At 58.2% G+C, this 22,771-nt stretch carries 7 protein-coding genes; 4 read left to right on the top strand and 3 right to left on the bottom strand.

Annotated elements, in window-relative coordinates; translation table 11 throughout:
• Window positions 1-28: 28 nt before the first annotated feature.
• Window positions 29-5,569 carry a beta-N-acetylglucosaminidase domain-containing protein gene (locus I4V53_RS10385; RefSeq protein WP_195985628.1) on the bottom strand — a complete coding sequence of 1,847 codons (5,541 nt, stop codon included), beginning with the start codon at window positions 5,567-5,569 and terminating at the stop codon, window positions 29-31.
• 511 nt (window positions 5,570-6,080) lie between these two features.
• Here I4V53_RS10385 and I4V53_RS10380 point away from each other — a divergent pair.
• Complete coding sequence (locus I4V53_RS10380) at window positions 6,081-7,361, top strand: glycosyl hydrolase family 18 protein (RefSeq protein WP_195985627.1); 1,281 nt, start codon at window positions 6,081-6,083, stop codon at window positions 7,359-7,361.
• Between the two features lie 63 nt (window positions 7,362-7,424).
• Here the strand turns inward: I4V53_RS10380 and I4V53_RS10375 are convergent, their stop codons facing one another.
• Entirely contained in the window at window positions 7,425-8,663 is a 1,239-nt protein-coding gene (locus I4V53_RS10375) for an ROK family protein (protein ID WP_195985626.1), read from the bottom strand.
• 463 nt (window positions 8,664-9,126) lie between these two features.
• On the opposite strand from I4V53_RS10375, the gene I4V53_RS10370 reads away from it, so the two are divergent.
• A complete protein-coding gene (locus I4V53_RS10370; protein ID WP_195985625.1) occupies window positions 9,127-13,089 on the top strand; it encodes a discoidin domain-containing protein in 3,963 nt (1,320 codons plus the stop codon).
• Between the two features lie 183 nt (window positions 13,090-13,272).
• Window positions 13,273-14,229 carry a collagen-like domain-containing protein gene (locus tag I4V53_RS10365; protein ID WP_286167112.1) on the top strand — a complete coding sequence of 319 codons (957 nt, stop codon included), beginning with the start codon at window positions 13,273-13,275 and terminating at the stop codon, window positions 14,227-14,229.
• Window positions 14,230-14,378: 149 nt separating this feature from the next.
• Here I4V53_RS10365 and I4V53_RS10360 read toward each other — a convergent pair whose 3' ends face one another.
• On the bottom strand, window positions 14,379-15,272 hold the full coding sequence (locus I4V53_RS10360; RefSeq protein ID WP_195985623.1) for an N-acetylmuramoyl-L-alanine amidase: 894 nt from the start codon (window positions 15,270-15,272) through the stop codon (window positions 14,379-14,381).
• A 343-nt stretch (window positions 15,273-15,615) separates the two neighbouring features.
• Here I4V53_RS10360 and I4V53_RS10355 point away from each other — a divergent pair, with 343 nt between their 5' ends.
• On the top strand, window positions 15,616-22,665 hold the full coding sequence (locus I4V53_RS10355; RefSeq protein ID WP_195985622.1) for a glycoside hydrolase family 3 C-terminal domain-containing protein: 7,050 nt from the start codon (window positions 15,616-15,618) through the stop codon (window positions 22,663-22,665).
• Window positions 22,666-22,771 lie beyond the last annotated feature (106 nt).

The following is a 22,771-nucleotide window of genomic DNA, read 5'->3' as shown; positions in this document are numbered from 1 at the left end:
CAGGGCCTTCCCCGGTCCAGTAAAAAGATTACGCAACCTTTACCGTGCAATGTTTGACCGGGTTCTGACCCGTCAGCTGGGTATATACGCCCGCGCTCTGGCCCGGCGTACCGACGGCCCACACACGGAAGTAATAATCGTTGCCGATGCGGGTCACGTACTGGGTCTTGAGCACATCGCCGTTGCCGACGGTAAAGCTCGGAGTCAGGCCGTTTCCATTGACAACCGTCATCTTAAAGCAATATGCCGCGCCCCTTCTGACGGTAAAATCAACGGTGGTATCGGAGCGGACAAACGGAGATGCCGCACCGACAATCGCCGTACCGGCGATTCCATAGCTGTTATCGGTGATCTTTGCAGCAGAACCGGAGGACTTCCGGACGGTCTTTTCCTTCAGGCCTTCCATCGCATCGCCCAGCGCATAGTAAACCTTTGCGCGCGCGGGTCCGTTGTCCGGATCGTTCAGCAGCAGATCCTTCGCATCGTCCAGCGCTTTTTCGAGCATGGCGACGCTGTCGTCGGTATACTTGCTGAGCGGAATGGATTCCGCTTTTTCAATCCGTGTTTCCAGTGCTTCCCTGGTCGGGATCTTACGCAGTGCGGCGATCGCATTGTCGAGCGTCTCTGCCGCCTTGTCTACCTGTACCTGCGTCGCGTTTTTGTTCAGCAGGATCTCTTCCGCTGCTGCAAGCGCATCCCGGAAAGTCTTGAAATCATCCCCGTCAAGGTCGAGATATTCGTCCAGGTTGATGTCTCCGGCTATGCCCACCAGCTTCTCCAGCCAGCTGAAGTTCGCGGCAAAGTCAAGGTCCATAATGGCATTGTACAATGCATCCGCGGCTTCCTTGATCTCTTTTTCCATAGCGTTTTTGTCCGCCTGGACTTCCAGCGCCTTGGCATAAGCCGCCTCCAGAACCGCCCAGCTTTCGCTGGTGTAGTTCTCTTTAAGCAGGCCCTCCGCCATGATGATCGTGTCGTCCAATCCATCCTTATTGCCGGTGGCAAACTGCAAATAATGCATGACCTTCATCAGCTTGCTCCATGCATTGTTGATGGTTTCCTGATCCGCTGTCTGGTCTGCTTCTACCTTCTTCGCCGCCGCCAGCGCCTTGTCAAGCGCTTCCTTCACCAGCGGGATCGCGTTGTTGTACTCGTCGGAACCAACGCAGCCTTCCGCGATTTCGATGGTCAGGCGCAGAACCTGCTTGTCGACAACGGTAAACTGGACGTTCAGTGTCCGGTTCGCATTGCCCATTGTGCCCGTAAGGGTAAAGGCTTCCGTATCCTCGAAGGAGGTATCCGCATCGCCGATGAGGATCTTTGCAAACTCGCGGCCTTCCACTCTCGGGATAAAGGTCAGCTCATACGGATCGCCCGCCTTGAGCTGCAGCTCATATTTGCCGATGAGGTTCGCGATCGCCGCATCCTCCGCGGTCAGCTTCGCATTGGTGGTAAAGTTTACAGTGAGGGTATGCGCGGTGGGTTCAATCACGCCGCCCACAGCTTCTTCCAGGTCTTTCTGCACGGCGTCGACGTCGTCCTGGCTCGCCTCGCCGTTGATCTTTGCCTCCGCGGCAGCCAGCGCCGCCTGGATGGCGGCCCACTCGTCCGCCGTGTAATCTTCCTCGTTCAGGCTGTTGGCATATGCAACGTACTGATACAGGTCGACGCGGTCGGGCTCGATATACGGCTCGCCGTCTTCAATGATCTCCATAATGGCCGGGAAGCTGTCGGTCCACGACACACGGACGTCGCTGATGTTCGCATAGGCAGAAACGTCGAAGTCCGCAGGATTCTGCGTCAGTGTGCCCACCTGCTGCCATTCGCCGTTCGATTTAACGGAGACAGCCGGCGCTTCGCCTTCCGCTCCGGGCTGGAACAGGACGCGGAGCTGATTGACCTTCAGTCCCAGCAGCAGCCTGTAATCCACATGGCCCGCGCTTCTGGCGGTATAAGAGGTGCCAATATCGCGGTCGCACACCGCGCTGGCGTCCGCGCCGGATTCCGTCACCGCAAGCGGGATTTCCACGTTTTCCGGCTCGTCCTTGTTGACTTCAAACTCAAAGAGCTGCAGCCAGTTGGACGCGCTTTGGGTCAGGCGTATGCGCACATACTTTGCGGGCTGCCCGTTGCCGCTCGTCTCATAGACGCCATTATTGTTGTTGGTATCCTGTTCCGTAAAGGAACCGATTTCCTTCCAGTCGAGGTTATCCGCAGAAATTTCCACGACGGCGGCCTTGGCGCTGTCGGCATTTCCCTTCTGGAATACCAGCTTGACGTTGTTGACGTTGATCAGATCGCTGTATTCCATCGTGACGGTCTGGCCCGCCTGCTGTGCATCGGCGGTCCAGAGCTTGGTATTGTAATTGCCGTCGGTGAGATTTTGGGTTCCATAGCTCTGATAAATTCCCACGCCGCCCACGGACGCGCTTACAAAGCGACCCAAAGGCTTCACAGTCCAGTCCAGCGTCTCTGCGCCCAATGCAATGGCGTCGGGCGTGTTGTTCTTGACCCTTACAAACGCGGCTTCCGGCTCCGCCGCTCTGGCGGTATACGACGTCCACAATTTGCCGTCCAGGGAATACTCCAGCGTCAGGCCTTCCGCCTGCGGATCGGCAATCCCGGTCAAATTGCGCACCTTATTGAACGCAACGCCGACATACTCGTTCCGGCTCAGGCTCGCCCCCTGCGGGACGGTTACGGAAAGGGTTCCGCCGCTGTTTTCCAGCGCAAACGATGCGCTGGAATTGGTGAAGAGGCGCGGTTCTCTGGAGACCGGCGTCACGTTGTTGATCGCGCTTGTCGCCTGTGTCAGGATATAGCTGACGAACGGGCGCATGGCATTCTTGGACGGATCCGCCCAGTAATCCTTAAAGGTAGGAGACATGCCGGCATCCTCCATCGCATGAATAACGTAACGCGGATTTTTGCTTTGGGAAAGCTCTTCATTCTGGATTTTGGACGCGGTATTGAACGCTGCCCAGCGGGTGTCGTCGTCATCGCTCAACAGAACTGTCAGAGAATTCTCAATGACCAGCGCCATGTCGGACAGGCGGTTCAGGTTGCCCTCCAGCTCCGTATAGAGCAGCTCATAGGAGGCGTCGCCGCAGTCCTTCATCAGACGGACCTTTGCGATGCCGTCGTTCAATTCCTTGAAAGTCGCCAGCATCTTTTTCGCGGTCCCCAGCTCGCCGAGCGGATACTCCGCTTTGAACTTGGTGTACAGCTCCTGCATATCCTTCGCTTCCGGCTCGGTCACAATGTTTTTGCAGACCACGCGGTAGGCTTCCTGCAGTTCTTCCCTGGATACGCCCGGGATTCCCTTCTCAATCAGATACGGGAAGCTGTTGTCCCAGTTCTTCTGGGAATCAAAGATCTTTGTGTTCCAGACAAAGTCCGCCACGCCGAAGAACGCGACCTTGGACGCTTCCGCCTGGTTCATCGGGTTCGCGATCACGCCGACCATGTCCTTTGTCTCCGTACTGACGGCAAAGTTCGCGTCGATACGGTCCATAAAGAGCTGTGCGTCCGCATAGTCGTTTACCGGATAGTTCCACCAGATACAGGGCTTGCGGCCGGTGCGGGTGGCAAAATTCTCACAAGAGCTGTTGTTGATCGGGCCGCACACCGCGTCGCCGGTAAAGCAGATCACAACATCCTCGTGTACGTTGGAGTTTTTAAACGCCTCCATGCACTGATTCTGCATGTCGGCATAACCCAGTCCATAGGTATACCAGGTCGGCGTATAGAAGAGCGGCTTTACTTTATCCTCTTCCGCCGCGTCCGCTGTATTGTACTTTGCATACAGGCGCTTCTGGGTCTCATCGATCAGGTGCGGCTGTGTGTATTTCTGCGTCAATCCCTCGCCGATGGTGATGTCATCCATGAAGATGCCGAATTCACGGACGCCCAACTCGTACAGGCTGTGGAATTTCGGCATCAGGCGGTTTTCAATTTCACTCTCAACCGTCGCGTTGCTGCTCATGTTCAGCGAACGCTGCATCGCGGGATGCGCTACCCAGACAAAGTCAACGTTGCATTTCTTTGCTTCCGCGGTGATGACGCGGATGTCGTCCTTGGTCAGGACGCCCTGTTTGCGCTCCTGGTCCGTCACGGTGTCGGGATATTCCTCATCCCACAGGCCCAGATGGTACGGATCCCCCTTCGGACCGTAGACAAAGATGTTCATCTTCAGCTTCTTCGCAAATTCAAACCAGTCGACGCGGGCCTGGACGCTCCACGGATAGCCATAGAAGCCCTCCACCATGCCGCGGTACTGCTGGTTGGCGTAATCGTCGAAGGTGACGGCCGTCAATTCCCCATTCACCCTCTGGTCAAGTACCTGCTCCAGGGTGGCGATGGCGTAGAACGCCGCGTCGTCGTCCCTGCCCAGCAGCAGGAAATCGCCGTGTTCGCTGTTGTGATTCAGCTGAACAATGTGCATGTCAAACTTGTTCTCGCCCGGTGCAAAGACATTGCGGGAAATATTATGCTCCGTTGCATACGCATCCGCCGCCTTGCCGGAACCGTTGACGCCCAATAAAAGGTTGGTCTTGTCCGCCACAGGCGCCGCACTGTAGGTATAGGTCAGTCCCGCGTTGTCCAGAACTTCTTCCAGACGGGCCTTGGTGACCTCGCTGATGCCGTCCTCCAGCACAACGTTGACTTCCTCGGTCAGTGTAATGCGTTCCTCGCCCAGCGTCACCTGCTGCGGAACCGGGTAGACCGTGTATTCGATCTGCCGTTCGGCCTCACTGCGCACATCCGCTGTGAAGGAAACCGTTTTTGTAACATCCTTGTAGGTGACTTTGGCCGTCAGTGTGACGTCCGTGGACTCCGCCGGCGCGGTAACGGTGACTTTGCCGGTTTCCGGATCGATACGGAGCAGGTCGCTGTCGCTTTCCCAGGAAATAGACGCGCCGTCCTCATCGGAAACGACCACGCTGAAGTCGCCGTTGACAATCTTCGGTACATTCAGCTTGGCAATCGCTTTGTTGACAATGGCTTCGCTGGTAAAACGATAGAGCTCCAGCTCATAGACGGAAACGCCGTCCCAGCCGTCCGCCGGGCGGGTGATGCACCACAGGCGCACATAGCGGCCCGTGGCGGACTCGTCCAGCGTAATCCGTTCGGTTTTACCCTGGCCGTCTTCTGTCTTATAGACGGTGGTAAAATTGACGTTGTCGTTGGATACCTGGATTTCATAGCCGCTTGCATACGCGGCTTCCCAGTAAATGCGAACCTGGTTAAAGGTCATTTCCTCTCCCAGGTCTACCTTCAGCCATTGCGGCGCATGGTTGCGGATTTTATCGACGGACCAGCGGGAGCCACTGGTATCCCCGTCAAACGCATGCTGTGCTATATGGCTCGTGCCGCTTTCCACGCCGGAGGCGGAAGCGGTTTTGTTCAGCGCCATGTTCGTGCCATCTTCCGGCTGTGCGCTGGAGACCGCCGTACCAAGCAGGCTGGACAAATCCGCTGTCGCTGCCGACGCCGCCACCGTAAAGGTGCTCATCAACAGCGCAAACGCCAGAAGCAGGGACAGGATTTTGCTGCCGTTTTTTCTCATTTTCACATCTCCTTCTTTCCAAAAACATTTGAAATGCCAAGAAAGTTAATAAACGCCTCACCCTCCTCGCTGTTTTTCTCCGCGCCATACGGAGGAAGTCATACCTTTCCTGTATGCCAATAGTATTTATATTATAGTTTTAACGGATAAACTAGTCAATTTTTATACACTTTGCATACAAGTTTATTTATTTTTCATTTTTTATATTTCTGTGGGCGTGATATTTTATATAAATACCAAATTATGGTATATATTTTTTTGATTTTTCAAATTTCTTGTTTAATGTTTTTTTGGTCAACTTCTTTCACTCTTTGATTTCAGCAGCGCAAGCGAATAAATATTCACAAATTCTTAAAATAGATTATATTTATACATCATCTGTTCTGGTAATTCCGGAATGGTGCAAAAAAAATCCACAATCTGCAACCATATATTTTGACAAAATCTGGCGCAGAGACGGCAGTCCAAACATAGTATGGAGGAGAAAAAATGCGCCGGGAGGGGACAGCAAATGCAGATACATGTGGTACAGCCGGGCGAAAGCATCTATACCATTGCGCGCCGCTATGGTGTGCCGGCGGAACGTATTGTCACGGACAACGAGCTTGCCCAGCCGGACCGGTTGGCTGTGGGACAAACGCTGGTAATCCTGTTCCCGGAACAGGTTCATCTTGCAGAACCGGGCGAGACGCTGCCGTCGATCGCCCAGCGGTTCGGCGTGCCGGTGCGGCAGCTCCTGCGCAACAACCCCACCCTGTACCGTTCCGTGCGGCCCGGGCAGGCAGTTGTCCTGCAGTATCCGGCGCCGCCGTTCGGCCCGATCACCGTCAACGGCTACGCATACCCGTTCATCAACCGGGACACCCTGTACAAAACGCTGCCCTTCCTCACCTTCCTGACGCTGTTCGGCTGCCATGCCAACGCGGATGGGTCGCTTAAAAACATGGACGACGCCGAACTGATCGCAACTGCCCGCGCCTACGGCACCGCGCCGCTGATGCTGATTTCCAATCTCGACTGCCAGGACCGTTTCAACAGCGAGCTGGCACATCAGATTCTGAACAGCCCCGAAGCGCGCGAACGGCTGGTTGAACAGACATACCGCCGCGCCCTGGAGATGGGCTATGCCGGGATCGACGTCGATTTTGAATACATTCTGGAGGAGGACGCGGAACCTTACGCCTCCCTGATGCGCGAGCTTTCCGCCAAACTGAACCCTGCCGGCCTTGTTGTCTTTACCGCTTTGGCCCCAAAGACTTCCTCCGACCAGAGAGGCGTCCTCTACGCGGGCCACGATTATGCAAGCCTTGGCCGGGCCGCCAACGGCGTGATGATCATGACCTATGAGTGGGGCTATTCCACTGGCATGCCGATGGCAATCGCCCCGCTTGACAGCGTGCGCCGGGTCATGGATTACTCCGTCACACAAATCGAACCGGCCAAGCTGCTGATGGGCATTCCCAATTACGGCTACGACTGGACCTTATCTTATATATATGGACAATCGCGCGCGCCTTCCATTTCCAACACGGCGGCGGTCCAGCTGGCGGTCGACCGCGGCGCGGTCATCCGGTACGATCCAAAAGCCCAGTCCCCGTGGTTCAGGTACTGGGATCCATCCGGCAGGGAACACGAGGTCTGGTTTGAGGACGCGCGCAGCATCGCGGCCAAACTGGCCCTGGCGCACAGCTATCCACTGCAGGGCGTCAGCTATTGGAACATCATGCGGTATTTTCCGCAGAATTGGCTGGTACTCAACGCGCTGTTCCACATCCGGAGCGGCGTCGGCTGAACGCATATGAAAAAACCGGCGGCTGTTTATACAGCCGCCGGTTTCTCTTTTTTTCCGTGGGGGTCATTCTTCCTCGTCCGGAAGCTCCATCAGCTTGCCGGGATCGGCCAGCACCTGCTGTGCCGCAATGGCCGCCGCGCCCATCAGCACAGGGTTTTCCGGCATCTGGTCCAGCTCGATGGTGATCTCGTTGTAGATCAGCGGGTTGACGCATTTATGTACGCGTTCCTGCACGATCGCGATCAGCAGCTCACCGTCCACCTTGGTCAGCTCATCTCCAATGACGATCAGACCCGGGTTGAACTGGTTTACCAGATTGATGATGCCGATCGCCAGGAAACCGCATACCTTCTCAAACTCTTCGCGCGCAACCTTGTCCCCCGCCTTGACCGCCTCGGAAATACGCTGCACGCTCAGGTCTTCCGCAGACAGCATGGAGGCCTCTCCGGCCTGCAGCCGCTTCTGAATGTTTTCGCACAGGACGATGGTGGAGCAGTATTTTTCCAGGCAGCCATAATTGCCGCACTCGCACAGGGGTCCGTTGAAATTGATCGTATTGTGCCCGAACTCGCCCGCAAGCCCGCGGTGGCCCAGCACCAGCTTGCCGTCCGTGATCATGCCGCAGCCCACGCCCTGTCCCGCCAGCACATAGATCATATTGCGGATGCCGTATTCCTTACTGCGATACCAGAGCTGTGCAAACGCGCCGGCGTTTGCGTCGTTGACGATCTGGATCGGCACGGTGAAGTCCTTGGTAAGCGCGTCCTTGATCGGGAAATTCTGCCAGCCGGACAGCTCCGTCACAAAAAAGATGCTGTCACGCTCCTCGTAATACGGGCCGGGCATTGCCATACAGACCACAGGGATTTCCGTGTCCGTATTTTCCTGCAGCATGGTATAGATCGCCGTCCGAATCCGGGTAATCGTGATCTGCACATTCTCCTTGGGCCCGATCCGGTACTGCTTTACCGTATAAAGCTTGCCGGACAAGCCCGCCAGGCAGAGATAAAACGCGCTGCGCGTCATACGGATGCCGATCACCTTATACTTCTGGTCGTTTAAAGCGATGCCGATGGAGCGCCTTCCCTTGCTGCCGCTCATCAGTCCGGTTTCCACCACCAGGCCGCAGGTGATAAATTCGTTGATGATGTTGGTGATGGTCGCCTGCTTGAGCCCGGACAGTTGGGAAAGCGTGGCACGCGAACAGACCCCTTCCTGCCTGAGCAGATCCAGCACCAAAGCGCGGTTGATCAACTGGCTTTTTTCCTGATTGATACTTTTACGCGTATTAAATTCATTCATGTTTACTCCCGCCCATCCATTGGTAATTTTCTCCATTATACTAAAATTTTTTTACATATAAATTCCTGTATATAATTAAAACCATACAGAATGCACCATTTTTACGAAAAAATATGTTTTTTGTGAGATAGCATTTATAAAATTACTATAAAATCATATCACTGTCATATGTTATTTAATCTATAACATATAGATAGCATCCATCCAGACCGTATATTTTTTCACCTTTCAGAATCATGTGACGCTTCCGCCCCGAATTGCCATCCGCTGATCATTTACACGCTATGAATGATGTTAAAAAATAATTTTATTAAAGCAGAAAAATTGTTGTAATTTTCCAGATTCACTTCTTTTTTTCTTTTGCAGACTCTATACTGAAAAAGAAACAATAACGGACCAGCCGTCCGGATGAAGGAGGGTAGAAAGGAGCCTGAAAATCAATTGTTTAAGGAGGAATGAAAACGTGAAAGGAAATACTCGCATCAGCAGAAAGCTGACCGCACTGGCACTGGCCTGCGCGCTGCTCTGCGGCGGCACAGCCGGCACGGCGCTGGCCGCCATCAACAACCGGACCCAATACGACCCCACGCGCGGCCCGGCCGCCGTTACAGAGCTCCCCTCCGCACCCGGCCAGGAGGAAGCCTCGACGCCAAAAACAGAAGCCCCCTCGCGCACAGAGTCTTCCAGCAGCACATCCGCACAGGTGGAAGATCCGCTTTATAATGTAGCGCTGCACGCTGCGGCGGCCGCCTCGGATACGGAAACCGCCGACTTCCCCGCCTCCAAAGCGGTGGACGGCGTTGTCAACCGCGGCGTAAAGCCCACCGCCGACCAGTCCCGCTGGGCCAGCGACACCCTTGGAGGTACAAAATGGCTGAAGATCGACTTCGGCAAATCGTATCCTATCTCCTCCATCGCGCTGGAATGGGAGCGCCGCAACCCCACCGACTACTCTGTTGAGCTCTCGGAGGACGGGCAGAACTGGACGCCCGTCTACACCGGCACACAGGCCCCGTCCGAGCTGCGCGAGGAGATCGCGCTGGACGCGCCCGTCTCCGGACGTTACCTGCAAATTGTGATCCGCGCTTTTGACGAAACCAGCGAGGGCGTCAAGTGGAATACCGTTTCCCTCTTTGAAGTTGAAGCGTACAGCACCGAGGAGCCGGAGAAGCCGGACGAGCCCATCGAGCAGGGCAACCTCTGCCTGAAGGGCACGGCCACCGCGTCCTCACAGGAAACCGCCGACTTCACCGCCTCCAAGGCCATCGACGGCGTAATCGACCGCGACGGCGCCAAAAAATCCCGCTGGGCCAGCGACATCAAAGGCGCTCCGCAGTGGCTGAAAATCGATCTGGGCAAGGCGAAGCCTGTGAAAAACATCGTTCTGGAATGGGAACGCCGCAACGCGACCTCCTATACCGTGGACTTCTCCGAGGACGGGGAAACCTGGAACCCGGTCTACACCGGCACCGCCGCACCCGCCAACTTCCGGCAGATTGTCACGCTGGATCAGGCGGTCTCCACGCGTTATATCCGCGTATATATTACCAGATTCAATTCCAACAGCGAGGGCGTTGAATGGAACACCGTCTCCCTCTATGAGGTAGAGGCCTACAGCGGCGATATTCCGCAGACGCTCGCCGACGTCGCCGCCTCCCTGCAGGTTCCCGCCGTTCGGGCGGGCGACACCGCTCTGACAATGCCTGCGGTACCGGAGGACTGCTCCGTCGAACTGATCGGCGCGGACTACGAGCAGGTCATCGGCAGCGACGGAACCATCTACCCACCGGTTTCCGACGTCACCGTCTCCGTGATGTTCCTGGTTACGCGCGGCATCGAAACCGCCAAATCCCCCGATATTGCCGTATCCATCCCCGGCACCGAACCCAAGGGCGGCAACGCAAAGCCCCTGGTCATTCCGGAGCTGCGCGAGTGGAGCGGCGGCCAGGGCAACTTCTCCATCTCGAATGCGACGCGCATTGTGGTGGACGACGCCTACGCCCGTGAGCTGCTGGAAACAGCAAATATCTTTGCGGAGGACTACGAGGATATTACCGGCCGCTGGGCTTCCGTCACCACGGGCAGCAAGGCGGACGCGCACGGCTTCTTCCTCACGCTGGACACCGACGACGGCGGCCTGGGCGACGAGGGCTATTACCTCCGCGTGGGCGACAGCCTGACCATTGAGGCAGAAACCGCGCAGGGCGTGTTCCTGGGCACACGATCCGTCCTGCAGATTCTCAAACAGACGGGTACCACGATTCCGAAGGGCGTCTCGCGCGACTATCCGAAGTTCAAGGTGCGCGGCTTCATGTTCGACGTGGCCCGCCGCCCGGTCTCCCTGGAATTCATCACGGAAGTCATGAAGACCATGTCCTGGTACAAGATGAACGACTTCCATCTCCATCTTAACGACAACTACATATCGATGAACAACTATGCCAACAAACAGGAAGCGATTGCAAACGCCTATTCCGCCTTCCGCCTGGAATCCGACGTCCGGGGCGAAAACGGCGTCTACCTGACGGCGCAGGATCTATCCTATTCCAAACGGGATTTCGGCAACTTCATCGACCTGTCCAAGCAATACGGCGTCAATATTGTGCCGGAATTCGACAGCCCCGGCCACTCACTGGCCTTTATCAAGGTGCACCCGGAATACTCCTACAGCGGGCCGAACACGCACAGCCCGCAGGAAAACGCCGCGATGCTGGATGTGACCAATCCGGAGGCCGTCAACTTCATGAAGGGCATTTTTGACGAGTATCTGGATCCGCAGGACGGCGAGGAGCCGGTTTTCCGCGATTCCGTCTTCCATGTCGGCGCGGACGAATTCTACGGCGACGCGGAGCAGTACCGCGCGTATGCGGATACCATGCTCAAATACGTGATGGACAAGGGCATCACCCCGCGCATCTGGGGCAGCCTGACCCAAAAGAGCGGCAGCACACCGGTCGCCGCCAAAGGCGTCCAGATGGACATCTGGAACAGAAGCTGGTGCAACCCGGCACAGATGTTCAACCAGGGCTATGATTTGATTAATATCCTGGACGGAAACCTGTATATCGTTCCCGGCGCAACCTATTACCACGACTATCTGGACGTCCGGAGCCTGTACAACACCTGGACGCCAAACAACTTTGAAGGCACTGTCATTTCCGCCTGCGAACCGCAGGTGCTGGGCGGCTCGTTCGCCCTGTGGAACGACCTGACCGGCATCAGCTACAACGGCATCACCGAATACGACATGTTCGACCGCCTCTTCCCGCCGGTCCAGGTGCTCTCCGAAAAATGCTGGGGCGAGGGGACGGACAAAACCTATGCGCAGTTCCAGTCGCTTGCCAAGATCATCGACACCGCGCCAAACACCAACCCGCGCGGCGATGTGGAATCCAAGGGCGACGAGGTCCTCTCCTTCGACTTTGAGGGCTCTCTGGGCCGCGCCATGTCCGATACCTCCGACAACGGCTACGACGCGCTCTACATGTCCAACGTCGAACTGACGGACGGCGGCAGGAACGGACAGGGCCTTGCCTTTACCTCCTACGACAGCCACGTTTCCCTGCCGCTTGCCAATATGGGGCCGGAATACTCCATGTCCATGTGGGTTAAGCGCGAGCTGGGCGGAAACGACGAGCAGGTTCTGCTGGAATCCGCCAAAGGAAAGTTCAAAGCCGTGCAGGCGGGCACCGGCAAGGTCGGCTTCTCCCGCGACAACGTGGACTACTCCTTCAACTACACGCTGCCGGTCGGCGAGTGGGTCAAGCTCGGCATTGTCGGCCAGCACAACAAGACCAAGCTGTTCGTCAACGACGCCTATGTGGATGAGATCAGCCGCGCGAACACCATCATCACCCAGCACGGCGTGAGCACCGCACAATTCGGCACCTTCCTGCTGCCGCTGACCACGCTGGGCAGCGAAACGGACGCCTTCCAGGGTGTCATCGACGACTTCACCGTTTACAAGGGCGACCTCTTTATCGACAAGAGCCTGGTGCCGCACAGCAAGATGACTGCCACGGCAACCAGCGAGAAGACTCCCGCCGCGGGCAACGACGGCCCGGCCTCCTTCGCCATCGACGGAGACGAATCGACCCTGTGGCACACCAATTATCCGGCCGGCGCGTCGGACGCGCTGCCGCAGAGCATCACCCTGACCTTCAGCGAACCGTTCAACATCAACAAATTCACCTATCTGCCGCGCGCCTCCGGTCCGAACGGCATCATCACACAGTACGACCTGCAGGTGGTCAGCGCAGAGGGCGACACCGTCACCGTTGCCAGCGGCAGCTGGGCAAACAACGCCAACCTGAAAACCGTCTCCTTTGACACGGTGAACGCCAGGAGCATCACACTGGTCGCCAAAGCGGGCAACGGCGGCTTTGCCTCCGCCGCGGAACTCAACGTTTACCAGGTGCTCAGCTGACAGAGCTGTACCGCCATCCGCAGAAACCGGCTAAAGGCTGAATTGAACGGCTTCTTCCCGCTTTGGTGGGCAGGAGCCGTTTTCTTATCGCTATAAATATAAGACATACACTGTGATCCATTCGTTCCGGACAACTTCCCCGCGCCGCAAACCATGCATAGACTGGCGCGGGAGGTTATGACTATGAATCCATATGATACAAACGGATCCGTTCCGTTTTATGTCCCGGGATGCTGCCCGGGATGCATCCCCACGGGCATTGTGGGACCAACCGGGCCAAGAGGTACAACCGGACCGACCGGACCAAGGGGCATGACCGGCGCAACCGGGTTCCGCGGGCCAACAGGGCCAACCGGCATGCGGGGCGCGACCGGGACCACCGGGCAGCAGGGCGCAACCGGGCCAGCCGGGCCCCGCGGGGCAACCGGCCCAACCGGCGCACGGGGCGCAACCGGAACCACCGGGCGCCAGGGGCCGACCGGAGCCACGGGCGTGGCGGGTTTGCGGGGGGAAACCGGCGCGACCGGGCCGCAGGGCACAACAGGCGCGACGGGCGATCCGGGCCCCATCGGCCCCACAGGGCCGCGGGGGGAAACCGGTGCAGCCGGGCCGCAGGGCACGACGGGCGCGACGGGCGATCCGGGCCCCATCGGCCCCACAGGTCCACGGGGAGAAACCGGCGCGACCGGGCCCCAGGGCGACGCCGGGCCAACCGGGGCAACGGGGCCTTCCGGCGCGGACAGCCACGATTACGCCATATTCTACGCACAGCCTCAAAGATATACAAGCGGCTCTTATATCACATTGTACCGTTACCTGCCCGGCAAGGGCGGCATTGTTCTGAACGCAAACAACCAGACAATCGCCCCGTCCCCTCCTAAATTGTACCAATGCTCTTTTATCTTTCAGACAAAGGTTGCGGCGGGAAGCTATCTGCAAATTGTGCCAAACATTGGCAGCGGGCCGGATCGGAACCTGATTGTCACCGCACAGGCGGTTTCCAGCGATTTGCCGATCTCCGCTTCCGGCACGTTCTTTGTCGACGTTCCTTTGCAGACGTACCTCACCTTTCAGGTATACGGCAGCTTGACAGACAACCTTACCGGTATCGTCAGTATTTCATCTGTGGCCGACCTGTAACACGCACACCGGAACCATATTACAGGCAAACAATCCCAAAACAGGCGTATTCCCCCGTTTTTAGCGGGGGAATACGCCTGAATTTTTGTGCAAACCTGTTCCGATGCAGGTCCTGCTTGTTCTGTTGTCCCATGACCGCGCGGCTGAACTTATTGGACCGTCACGGTGCAGGAGGTGGTATAACCGTCCACGCTGGCGCGGACCACGGCGGTCCCTCTGCCGCGCGCCGTCACCCTGCCGCCCGCGTCCACCGTCGCCACAGCGGCATTGCTGGTCGTGAACCGGACGTCGGACGCGTTGTAGACAATTCCCGTCGGCACGGAGTCGATCAGCCACTGAAAGCTCTCTCCGGGCGCAAGCCGCGCCGAGATGCGGGTAGAACCGATCCCCGCGCGGGCCGGCACGTCCCGCTGCTGCGAGAATTGATAGACGGATTCCGCCAGATCTCTTGCAATCACGTCGATGTTGTTCTGAATCCACACCATATCCTGTGTGTTGTCGTGGAAGGCCGTTTCAATCAGCGCGCGCGGCATGGACGGCGTGTTCAGCTCCAGAAACGAGCTGTTGTTGATGCGCCGGATATTGGACGCGTCGGGGTAGGGATAGTTTCTGGCAAGGAGCTGCGTAAAGGTGTTGCCCCCCTGGTCCTGCCCGTGCAGATAAAAGCGCGCGCCCCGGGCCTGCCCGTTGGCGGCGTTCGAGTGGATGGACAGGTAAAGGTCGCAACCGCGGTTTTCCGCCTCCCGGATGCGGGCGCGCAGAAAATTGCTCTGGTTGGACGACGGGCCGTCCTGCGGGCCGGCGACAATATACTGGATGCCGTACTGCTGTAAATACGGCACCATGGCCACGGCGATCTTCCGCATGTACATCTCCTCGTTGCCCGCACCGTCCGCATAGGTGTTCCACGGCTGGGCGGACGGGCTGATGTAGACAAGGAACGTTTTTTCCGCGACGGCAGCCGAGGCCGGCGGGATCCCGGCAACGGACACGGCAAGGCAAAGCAATGCGGCGGTCAGGCTGGTCTTAGCTGGTCGTTTCATAACGGTTTCTCCTCTCTGTTTTTCCGGCGGACCGGTTGCCCTTATCCTATCGGATAGCGTGGCCTGTATAAATCACATCCAGAACGAAACCCTGAACTTTTTGTGAATCATTCGCTGTATCCGCCAGGCGGGATTTTATGATAATTCCCTATAATTCTTTCATTAATATCACTTTAATTATTGAATTTGATTTAATACAATTACAGATTTAAATGGTTTAACTTGTATTTTTTGGCTGTGAAACCGGAAGGAGGATGAAACGCGCTTATTTGGATTCAGGGGGATTGGGACCGCCGCCGGAAGTGCCGGCACAGCGGTTCCGCAATATGAAAGGAGCTTGCAGATGAAATTGAAACGAGCAACCGCGGTTCTGCTCAGCGCATTGCTGGCGCTGGGAAGCTGCACCCCGGCGTTTGCTGTGCCGGAGGCGGCGGAGCCGCAGAAGGGCGCAAACCTGGAGGAACAAATCAACCTGTCCCTGTCCCAGCTCACGCTGCGCGACCGCACCCGCCTGACGCTGGGCGGCGTCGCGGGAGAACCCGGACAGAGCACTAAAATCGGCAACCAGACCAAGGCGATTGCGGACAAGGGCCTTGGATACATGACCATGTCCGACGGCCCGATGGGCTGCAACGTCATGGGGCACCACACCTCCTTCGGTTCCGGCCTGATTATGGCTTCCACCTGGAACCCGGAGCTGGTTTACCAGATCGGCGAGGTCATCGGAAAGGAATGTCTGGACAAAGACATCCAGTATTTCCTGGGACCGGGCACCAATATCAACCGCGACCTCATCAATGGCCGCACCTTTGAATATTACAGCGAGGATCCGTACCTCTCCGCGCAAACGGTCGCCCCGTATGTGCAGGGCGTCCAGAGCATGGACGTCGCCGCCACGGTCAAGCACCTGATGGCGAACAATCAGGAGAAGAACCGCAACTTCATGTCCTCCAACGTCAGCGAACGCGCCATGCACGAGCTGTACCTGCCGGCCTTCCAGGCCTCCATTGAGCAGGGCGACGCGTGGAGCGTGATGACCGCGGCCAACCGCATGAACGGCATCTTCACCAGCGACAACCGATATGTCCTGACCAACCTGGTCAAATACGACTACGGCATGAAGGGCGTTGTCATCACCGACTGGATCAACACCCGCACCGACGTGATCGCCGCCAAGGCCGGATTGGATCTGGCCATGCCCTACAGCGCGGGCAGCCCCTTCAAAAAGCTGGAAGCGCTGATCCGCGGCGACGAACTGGACGTCAAATATCTGAACGAAGCGTCCCAGCGCTTTTTGCGATTGGCGCATCTGACCAAGTCCATGATCTCCACGGACGAGGTCGATTCCACCGGTTACACCGCGGCGGACCGCAAAAAGGGCGAGTCCAACACCCCGGCGAACCAGGCGGTCGCACGGCAGGTCGCGGACGAAGGTATTGTCCTGCTGAAAAACGACGGCAACCTCCTGCCACTGGACAAGGAGAAAACTGGTTCCATCGCCCTGCTGGGCAAATATGTCAATTACAACTTCTATGTCCCCGGCCTGGGCGGCAGCGGCGCGACCAACCCGCCGTACCAGATTACCAATTTACAGGGACTTCAAAGCAGGCTGGGCGATTCCGTCAGCCTGAATGTTCCCGCCTACGACGAAGGCAATTTTGCGGCGACCAAGGCCGCCGCGGTAGAGGCCGCGAAGAACGCCGAATACGCGATCGTATTCGCGGGGCTGAACAGCACCACCACCGGAGACCCGAACGTGGCGGACACCGAGGACGGCGACCGCTCCAATCTGGACTTCCCGCCGCTTCAGCTGGAGCTGATCAACGCCGTGGCGGAAGTCAACCCGAAGACCATCGTGGTCCTGAGCGGTTCCATGTATGAAGTGCGCGACTGGGTGGACAACGTGCCCGCCGTGCTGCAGACCTATTATCCCGGCATGGAGGGCGGCAACGCCGTCGCGGATATTCTGCTGGGCAACGTAAACCCCTCCGGCAAACTGACCAACACCTGGCCCAAGCGCTACGAGGACACCGTCGGCTATGTGCCGGGCCACGAGGGCGAGGACCAGCGCGATGTGAAATACGACGACGTATTCTACAAGGAAGGCGTCTATGTCGGCTACAAATGGAACGACCTGCAAAACATCGAGCCGGAATTCGCGTTCGGCCACGGCCTTTCCTACACCGACTTCACCTATGACAATCTGCGCTTCAGCGCGGACTCCATGGGCCGCGACGACACCATCACAGCCAGCGTGGACGTGACCAATAACGGCAGCCGCGCGGGCAAGGAAGTCGTACAGCTCTATATCCACGATGTGGAATCCTCCATCGACCGGCCGCTCAAGGAGCTCAAGGGCTACAAAAAGATTTCCCTGGAGCCCGGCGAGACCAAAACCGTCGATTTTACCATCAATGCGGAATCCCTGAGCTTCTGGGATGTGGACGTACACTCCCTGATGGCAGAAAAGGGCGACTTTGAGGCCTGGATCGGCTCTGCGTCCGACGACATCCGCCAGAAGGGTACCTTTACCCTGACGGAAGATACGCTGCCGGACCCGGACTATCGCGTTGTGCAGGCGGAAGACGCTGCTGACACCGTCGACGCCCAGGTGAAAGAGGGCGAAGAGGTGGACGGCGCCAAAACCGGCTACCTGCTTTTCAACAGCGCGGACAGCCACGCCAGGTGGACCGTCAACGTGCCCGAGGACGGCAATTATTCCCTGATTTTCCGCTATTCCAACCCCGGCTACAACGGCGCGACCGCTTCGAGCTACGGTCCGAACCGCGTGACCACGCTGCTGGTCAACGGCGAAACCGCCGGCGCGTACGACTTCCAGAACACCCGCTGGGATACCGTCTGGAACTACGACAGCATCGACGTCGCGCTGACCGCAGGCGACAACACCGTGGAGCTGCAGGGCACCGACGCAACGGAAAACCTGCACCTTGACAAACTGATCGTGCAGACCATTCACCGCACCGCGCCGAAGCCTGCGGACTGCGCGCCCGACGACGGCGACGTGCCGCCTCCGGACGAGACAGACGACGGATTCGTCTATCAGGCGGAGAACGCCACCGAGCTCAACGGCGCGGAAGTCGGCAAAAAGACCCCCGGATTCACCGGAACCGGCTATGTGGAGCTCAACGGCGCGGGCAGCACTGTCAATATGGACGTTCTTGCCCCGACCTTCAACGCCTACCGTCTGGGTCTCACCTACTCCAACGGCAACCGCGAGGCCGCCCCGTGCGAGCTGTACGTCAACGGCAAGCTGGCTGCAACGTATTATCTGCCCTCCACCGGCGGCTGGACGCGCTGGAAAACCGAGATGTGCGCGCCGGTCGACCTCAAGGTGGGCCTGAACCAGATTCAGATCAAATCGCTGAGCCAGGGCCTGCTCCTCGACAGCGTCCTGATGCACGGCGGCATGGGCGTGCTGGATACCACCGCGCCGGAGGTCATCGCAACGGTTCCCATGGCGGGCCGTTACATGCCCAACCTGACCGCCAGCATCGACGTCTATTTCTCCGAAGTGATTCAGGCAGCCGAGGGCGCTTCCTTCACCCTCTCCGACGGCGATACAGCCATCGGCTGCACCGCCGTGACAAACGGCAGCAAGCTTTCCCTGACGCCGGCGGAAACGCTGGAATACGGCAAAGTTTACACCGCGGTGCTTCCCGCCGCGGCGATCACGGACGCCTCCGGCAACGCGATGGAGGCGGACTTCCAATTTACCGTCAAAGCCCCGCAGGTCTTCACCTATGAGAGCAGCGACGCGGACCTCTCCTACCACGGCTCCGGTTGGACCGAAGCGGACGGCGTAAACGCCACCTCCAACGCAGGCGATTATGTGGAATTCTGGTTTGACGGCACCAACGCGAAGCTGTACGGCCCCAAGGGTCCCGGCCTGGGAACCGCCTCTGTCGCCATCGACGACACGGTCGCCGGTTCCATCAGCTTCCGGCAGGACGACGCGGCGGACAACGCGCTGGTATACGACACCGGCACCCTCTCCGAAGGCATGCACCGCGTCCGCATCACCGCAAACGGCGCGATCGGCCTGCGCGCTTTGGAGATTGTAGGCGGACTCTCCTCCGCGCCGATGTCCACCGACGGTTTCGTCGCAAACGGCTTCTCCTACGCGGTCGATTCCGAGCCGTTCTCCAATATCTTTGACGGCACAGGCGCGCGCTGGTCCTCCGGCCAGATGCAGGCCCCCGGCCAGTGGCTGACGGTCGACTTCAAAGAGCCGAAGGACATCAACACCATTGTTCTGTACACCCCGAACGACGACTATATCCGCGGCTACGAGGTCTACGCCTCCAACGACGGAACCGTCTGGGGCCCGATCCTTACCTCCGGCAAGGGCGTCAAGGGCTACACCACGATGAATTTCTCCAAGCAAAACTGCCGCTATATCAAGATCGTCCAGACCGGCTCCTCCTCCAACAACTGGTGGTGCGTCAACGAAGCGTACCTCTTCTGTAAGGAGTTTACGGACAAAGAGCCTCCGACCCCGCCGGAATACCTCTATGCGACCGGCCTCGGCGGACAGATTATCCTGAATTGGGAGGGCGGGTCCGATGACATCGGCGTGGCCGGGTACATCGTATACCGCAACGGCGTGGAAATCGCCCGGACCTCCGAGCTTCTCTATGTGGACACGAATGTCGAGAGCGGCGTCTCCTATACCTATACCGTCAAGGCTTACGATCTTGCGGGCAATGTCTCCGATGCCTCCATGGAATTTCAGGCACAGGACGACCCGTCCAAGGAGCAGCTCCCGCGCGACAAATGGACTGCCAGCGCATTTAAATCCCCGGCCTCCGCTTCTCCCTCTGGAGACGCGCCGGTGTGCGCCATCGACGGCAACCCGGGTACACGCTGGACTTCCAGTGTGATGCAGGACCCGAACAACCAGTGGTTCATGATTGACCTGGGCGGCAGATACGCTTTCAACCAGGTTGTGATCGACTGCGACACCGCCGATTACGGCCGCGCCTACGAGGTGCGCGTCTCCAACGACGGCGTCACCTGGTCCGATCCGGTCGTCAGCGCCCTCGGCGTACAGGGACAGACCGTGATCACCTTCCCGCAGCAGGTGGCGGAATACGTAAAGATCAACCAGGTTGGCGTCGCGGGCGGCAACTGGTGGGCCATCTTTGAACTGAACATCTGCAACCGCAGGGTGGAGGATAAAGAACCGCCTACCCCGCCGACGGAGCTTTCCGCCGTCTCCAACAATGGCGCAGTGACACTGAACTGGAGCGGCGCGGCAGACGACACCGGCGTCGTGATGTATGTGATTTACCGCGACGGCGAGGAGATCGCCCGCACCTCCAACAGCACCTATACGGATACCGGCCTGGAAACCGGCGAATTCTATACGTACAGCATCCGCGCGCTGGACGCCGCGGACAACGAATCCGAACTGTCCAAAACAGTCACCGTGCAGGTGGCGGATGCGCCCGTCCTGCTCCCGAAGGACGGCTGGGCCGCGGACGCCTCCGACATGCCGTCGTCCGCAACGCCCGCGCAGGACAGCCCCGGCTGCGCCATCGACAACAACGTTGGCAGCCGCTGGACCTCCGGAACCGGACAGTACAAGGGCATGTGGTTTATGGTCAACCTGGGCAAACCGCAGACCTTCAGCCGCATTGTTTTGAACTGCCAGAGCAGCGGCGACTATATCCATGGCTATGAAGTCGTGGTCTCCAACGACGGCGAAACCTGGTCCGAGCCGGTTACCAGCGGCAAGGGCTATCCGTCCGAAAGTATGGAGATCAACTTCCCGGCGCAGACCGCGCAGTTTGTAAAGATCATTTCCACGGAAAACGTACCCTCCAACTGGTGGTCCATCAACGAACTTTATCTGTACAATCAGGCGGAAGTCCAGCAGCCGGACCGTCATCTCACCGTGACCTTCACCGCCAGACTGGCGGCGCTGGAAGCAGAGGGCGACACTGGACTTGCCAATCTGACCGGCGTCTACAAGGCGGCGCTGAAAGCGGGCGAAGCGTTCACACTGGTCTTCACCCCCAGAGTGGAAGGCAGAGAGTTCCTCTCCGCCCAGCTCAACGGCAAGGATGTTTCCGACGCGATTGGATTCAATGAGGAAACTAACGAGTCCGCGTTCACTTACGAGGGCGAAATGGCAAAGGCGGACAAAGAACTGAACTTTGCGTTCACCACCGTGAACAAGCAGGTTTTGCGCACGGTGATCTCTATCGCGGAAGACCTCCGGAACGGCGACGAGTACGGCGCGGCAATCCCGACCGTGCGGAAGGCGTTTGACAAGGCGCTGGAAAACGCGCAGTCCGTGGAAGCCGACCGGAAGGCCGACCAGAAAGCCATCGACAACGCGTGGTCGAAAATGCTGAAAGCCATCCATTTCCTGAGCTTTGCCGAGGGCGACACCACCGAATTGGAACATCTGCTGGCTGTGATCGAGATGCTCGACCCGGCGGATTACACCTCCGACAGCTGGGCGGCGCTCCAGACCGCCGTCGATACCGCGAAAGAACTGATCGCGGACGGCGAACCGCTCCAGGCGGACGTGGAAAAAGCATACGACGCGCTGCAAAAGGCGTGGAACGCCCTGGTTCGCGCGGCGGATAAGAACCTTTTGCAAGAGGTGGTCAACACGGCGCTGGCGATCGACCTGAACGAGTATTTGGACGAGGGCAAGGAAGCCTTCACCGAGGCGCTCACCCACGCGCAGGCCGTGCTGGAAGACCAGGACGCGACCGCGGCGGAAGTCAATGCGGCATTGTCCGCGCTGAACAACGCGATGCAGGAGCTCCGTAAAATTCCGACCAAGGACGCGCTGAAAGACGTGCTCAATATGTACAACACACTGGATCTCAGCAAGTACACGGATACCAGCGTTGCGGCCCTCAAGGCGTCCGTCAACCTGGCAAACGGCGTACTGGACGATCCTGACGCGACCGGCGAAGAAATCGCGCAGGCAATCGACCTCGTCACCAACGCGTACAACGGCCTGCAGCTGAAACCGGAAAACAAACCCTCCAAGAGCTCCGGCAGCCGCACGCCGTCCTACGGCAACCTCTACGGCGCGCAGGGCATCGCGGTGGTAAACGCGGCGCAGGGCGTGGTACAGCAGGCGTTCGTCCGTTCCGATACCACCGTGGACTTCGCGCTCAGGAGAGGCAGCGCGTACTGTTTCAAGATGACGGTTGTCAACGGTAACGGACAGGTTCCGAGCTTCACCGTGGGCAACGGCAGCGTGCTCAAGACCCAGTTTGTGGCGAAGGTCGGCAACGACTGCTACTACAGAGTCTACGCCGTTGGCGCATCGGGCCAGAGCACCGGCGTGTATACGGCGCTGAATGGTCAGACGCCGGTTAAACACTGTACGGTAACGATTGGGTAAATGCATAACCACCGCTATCTGTGAAAATCGTTTGAAAGCATAGGATCTCTTCAATGCATCTTGCATTTAAGCTGTAAAAAGGCCCTTGCGGGTGGCTGACGCCATC

The sequence above is a fragment of the Clostridium sp. D33t1_170424_F3 genome (assembly GCF_015667585.1).
In the GTDB taxonomy this organism is placed as follows: domain Bacteria; phylum Bacillota; class Clostridia; order Oscillospirales; family Acutalibacteraceae; genus Anaeromassilibacillus.
The sequence above is the reverse complement of the archived record's forward strand: the minus strand, read 5'-3'. Positions and strand labels throughout refer to the sequence as shown.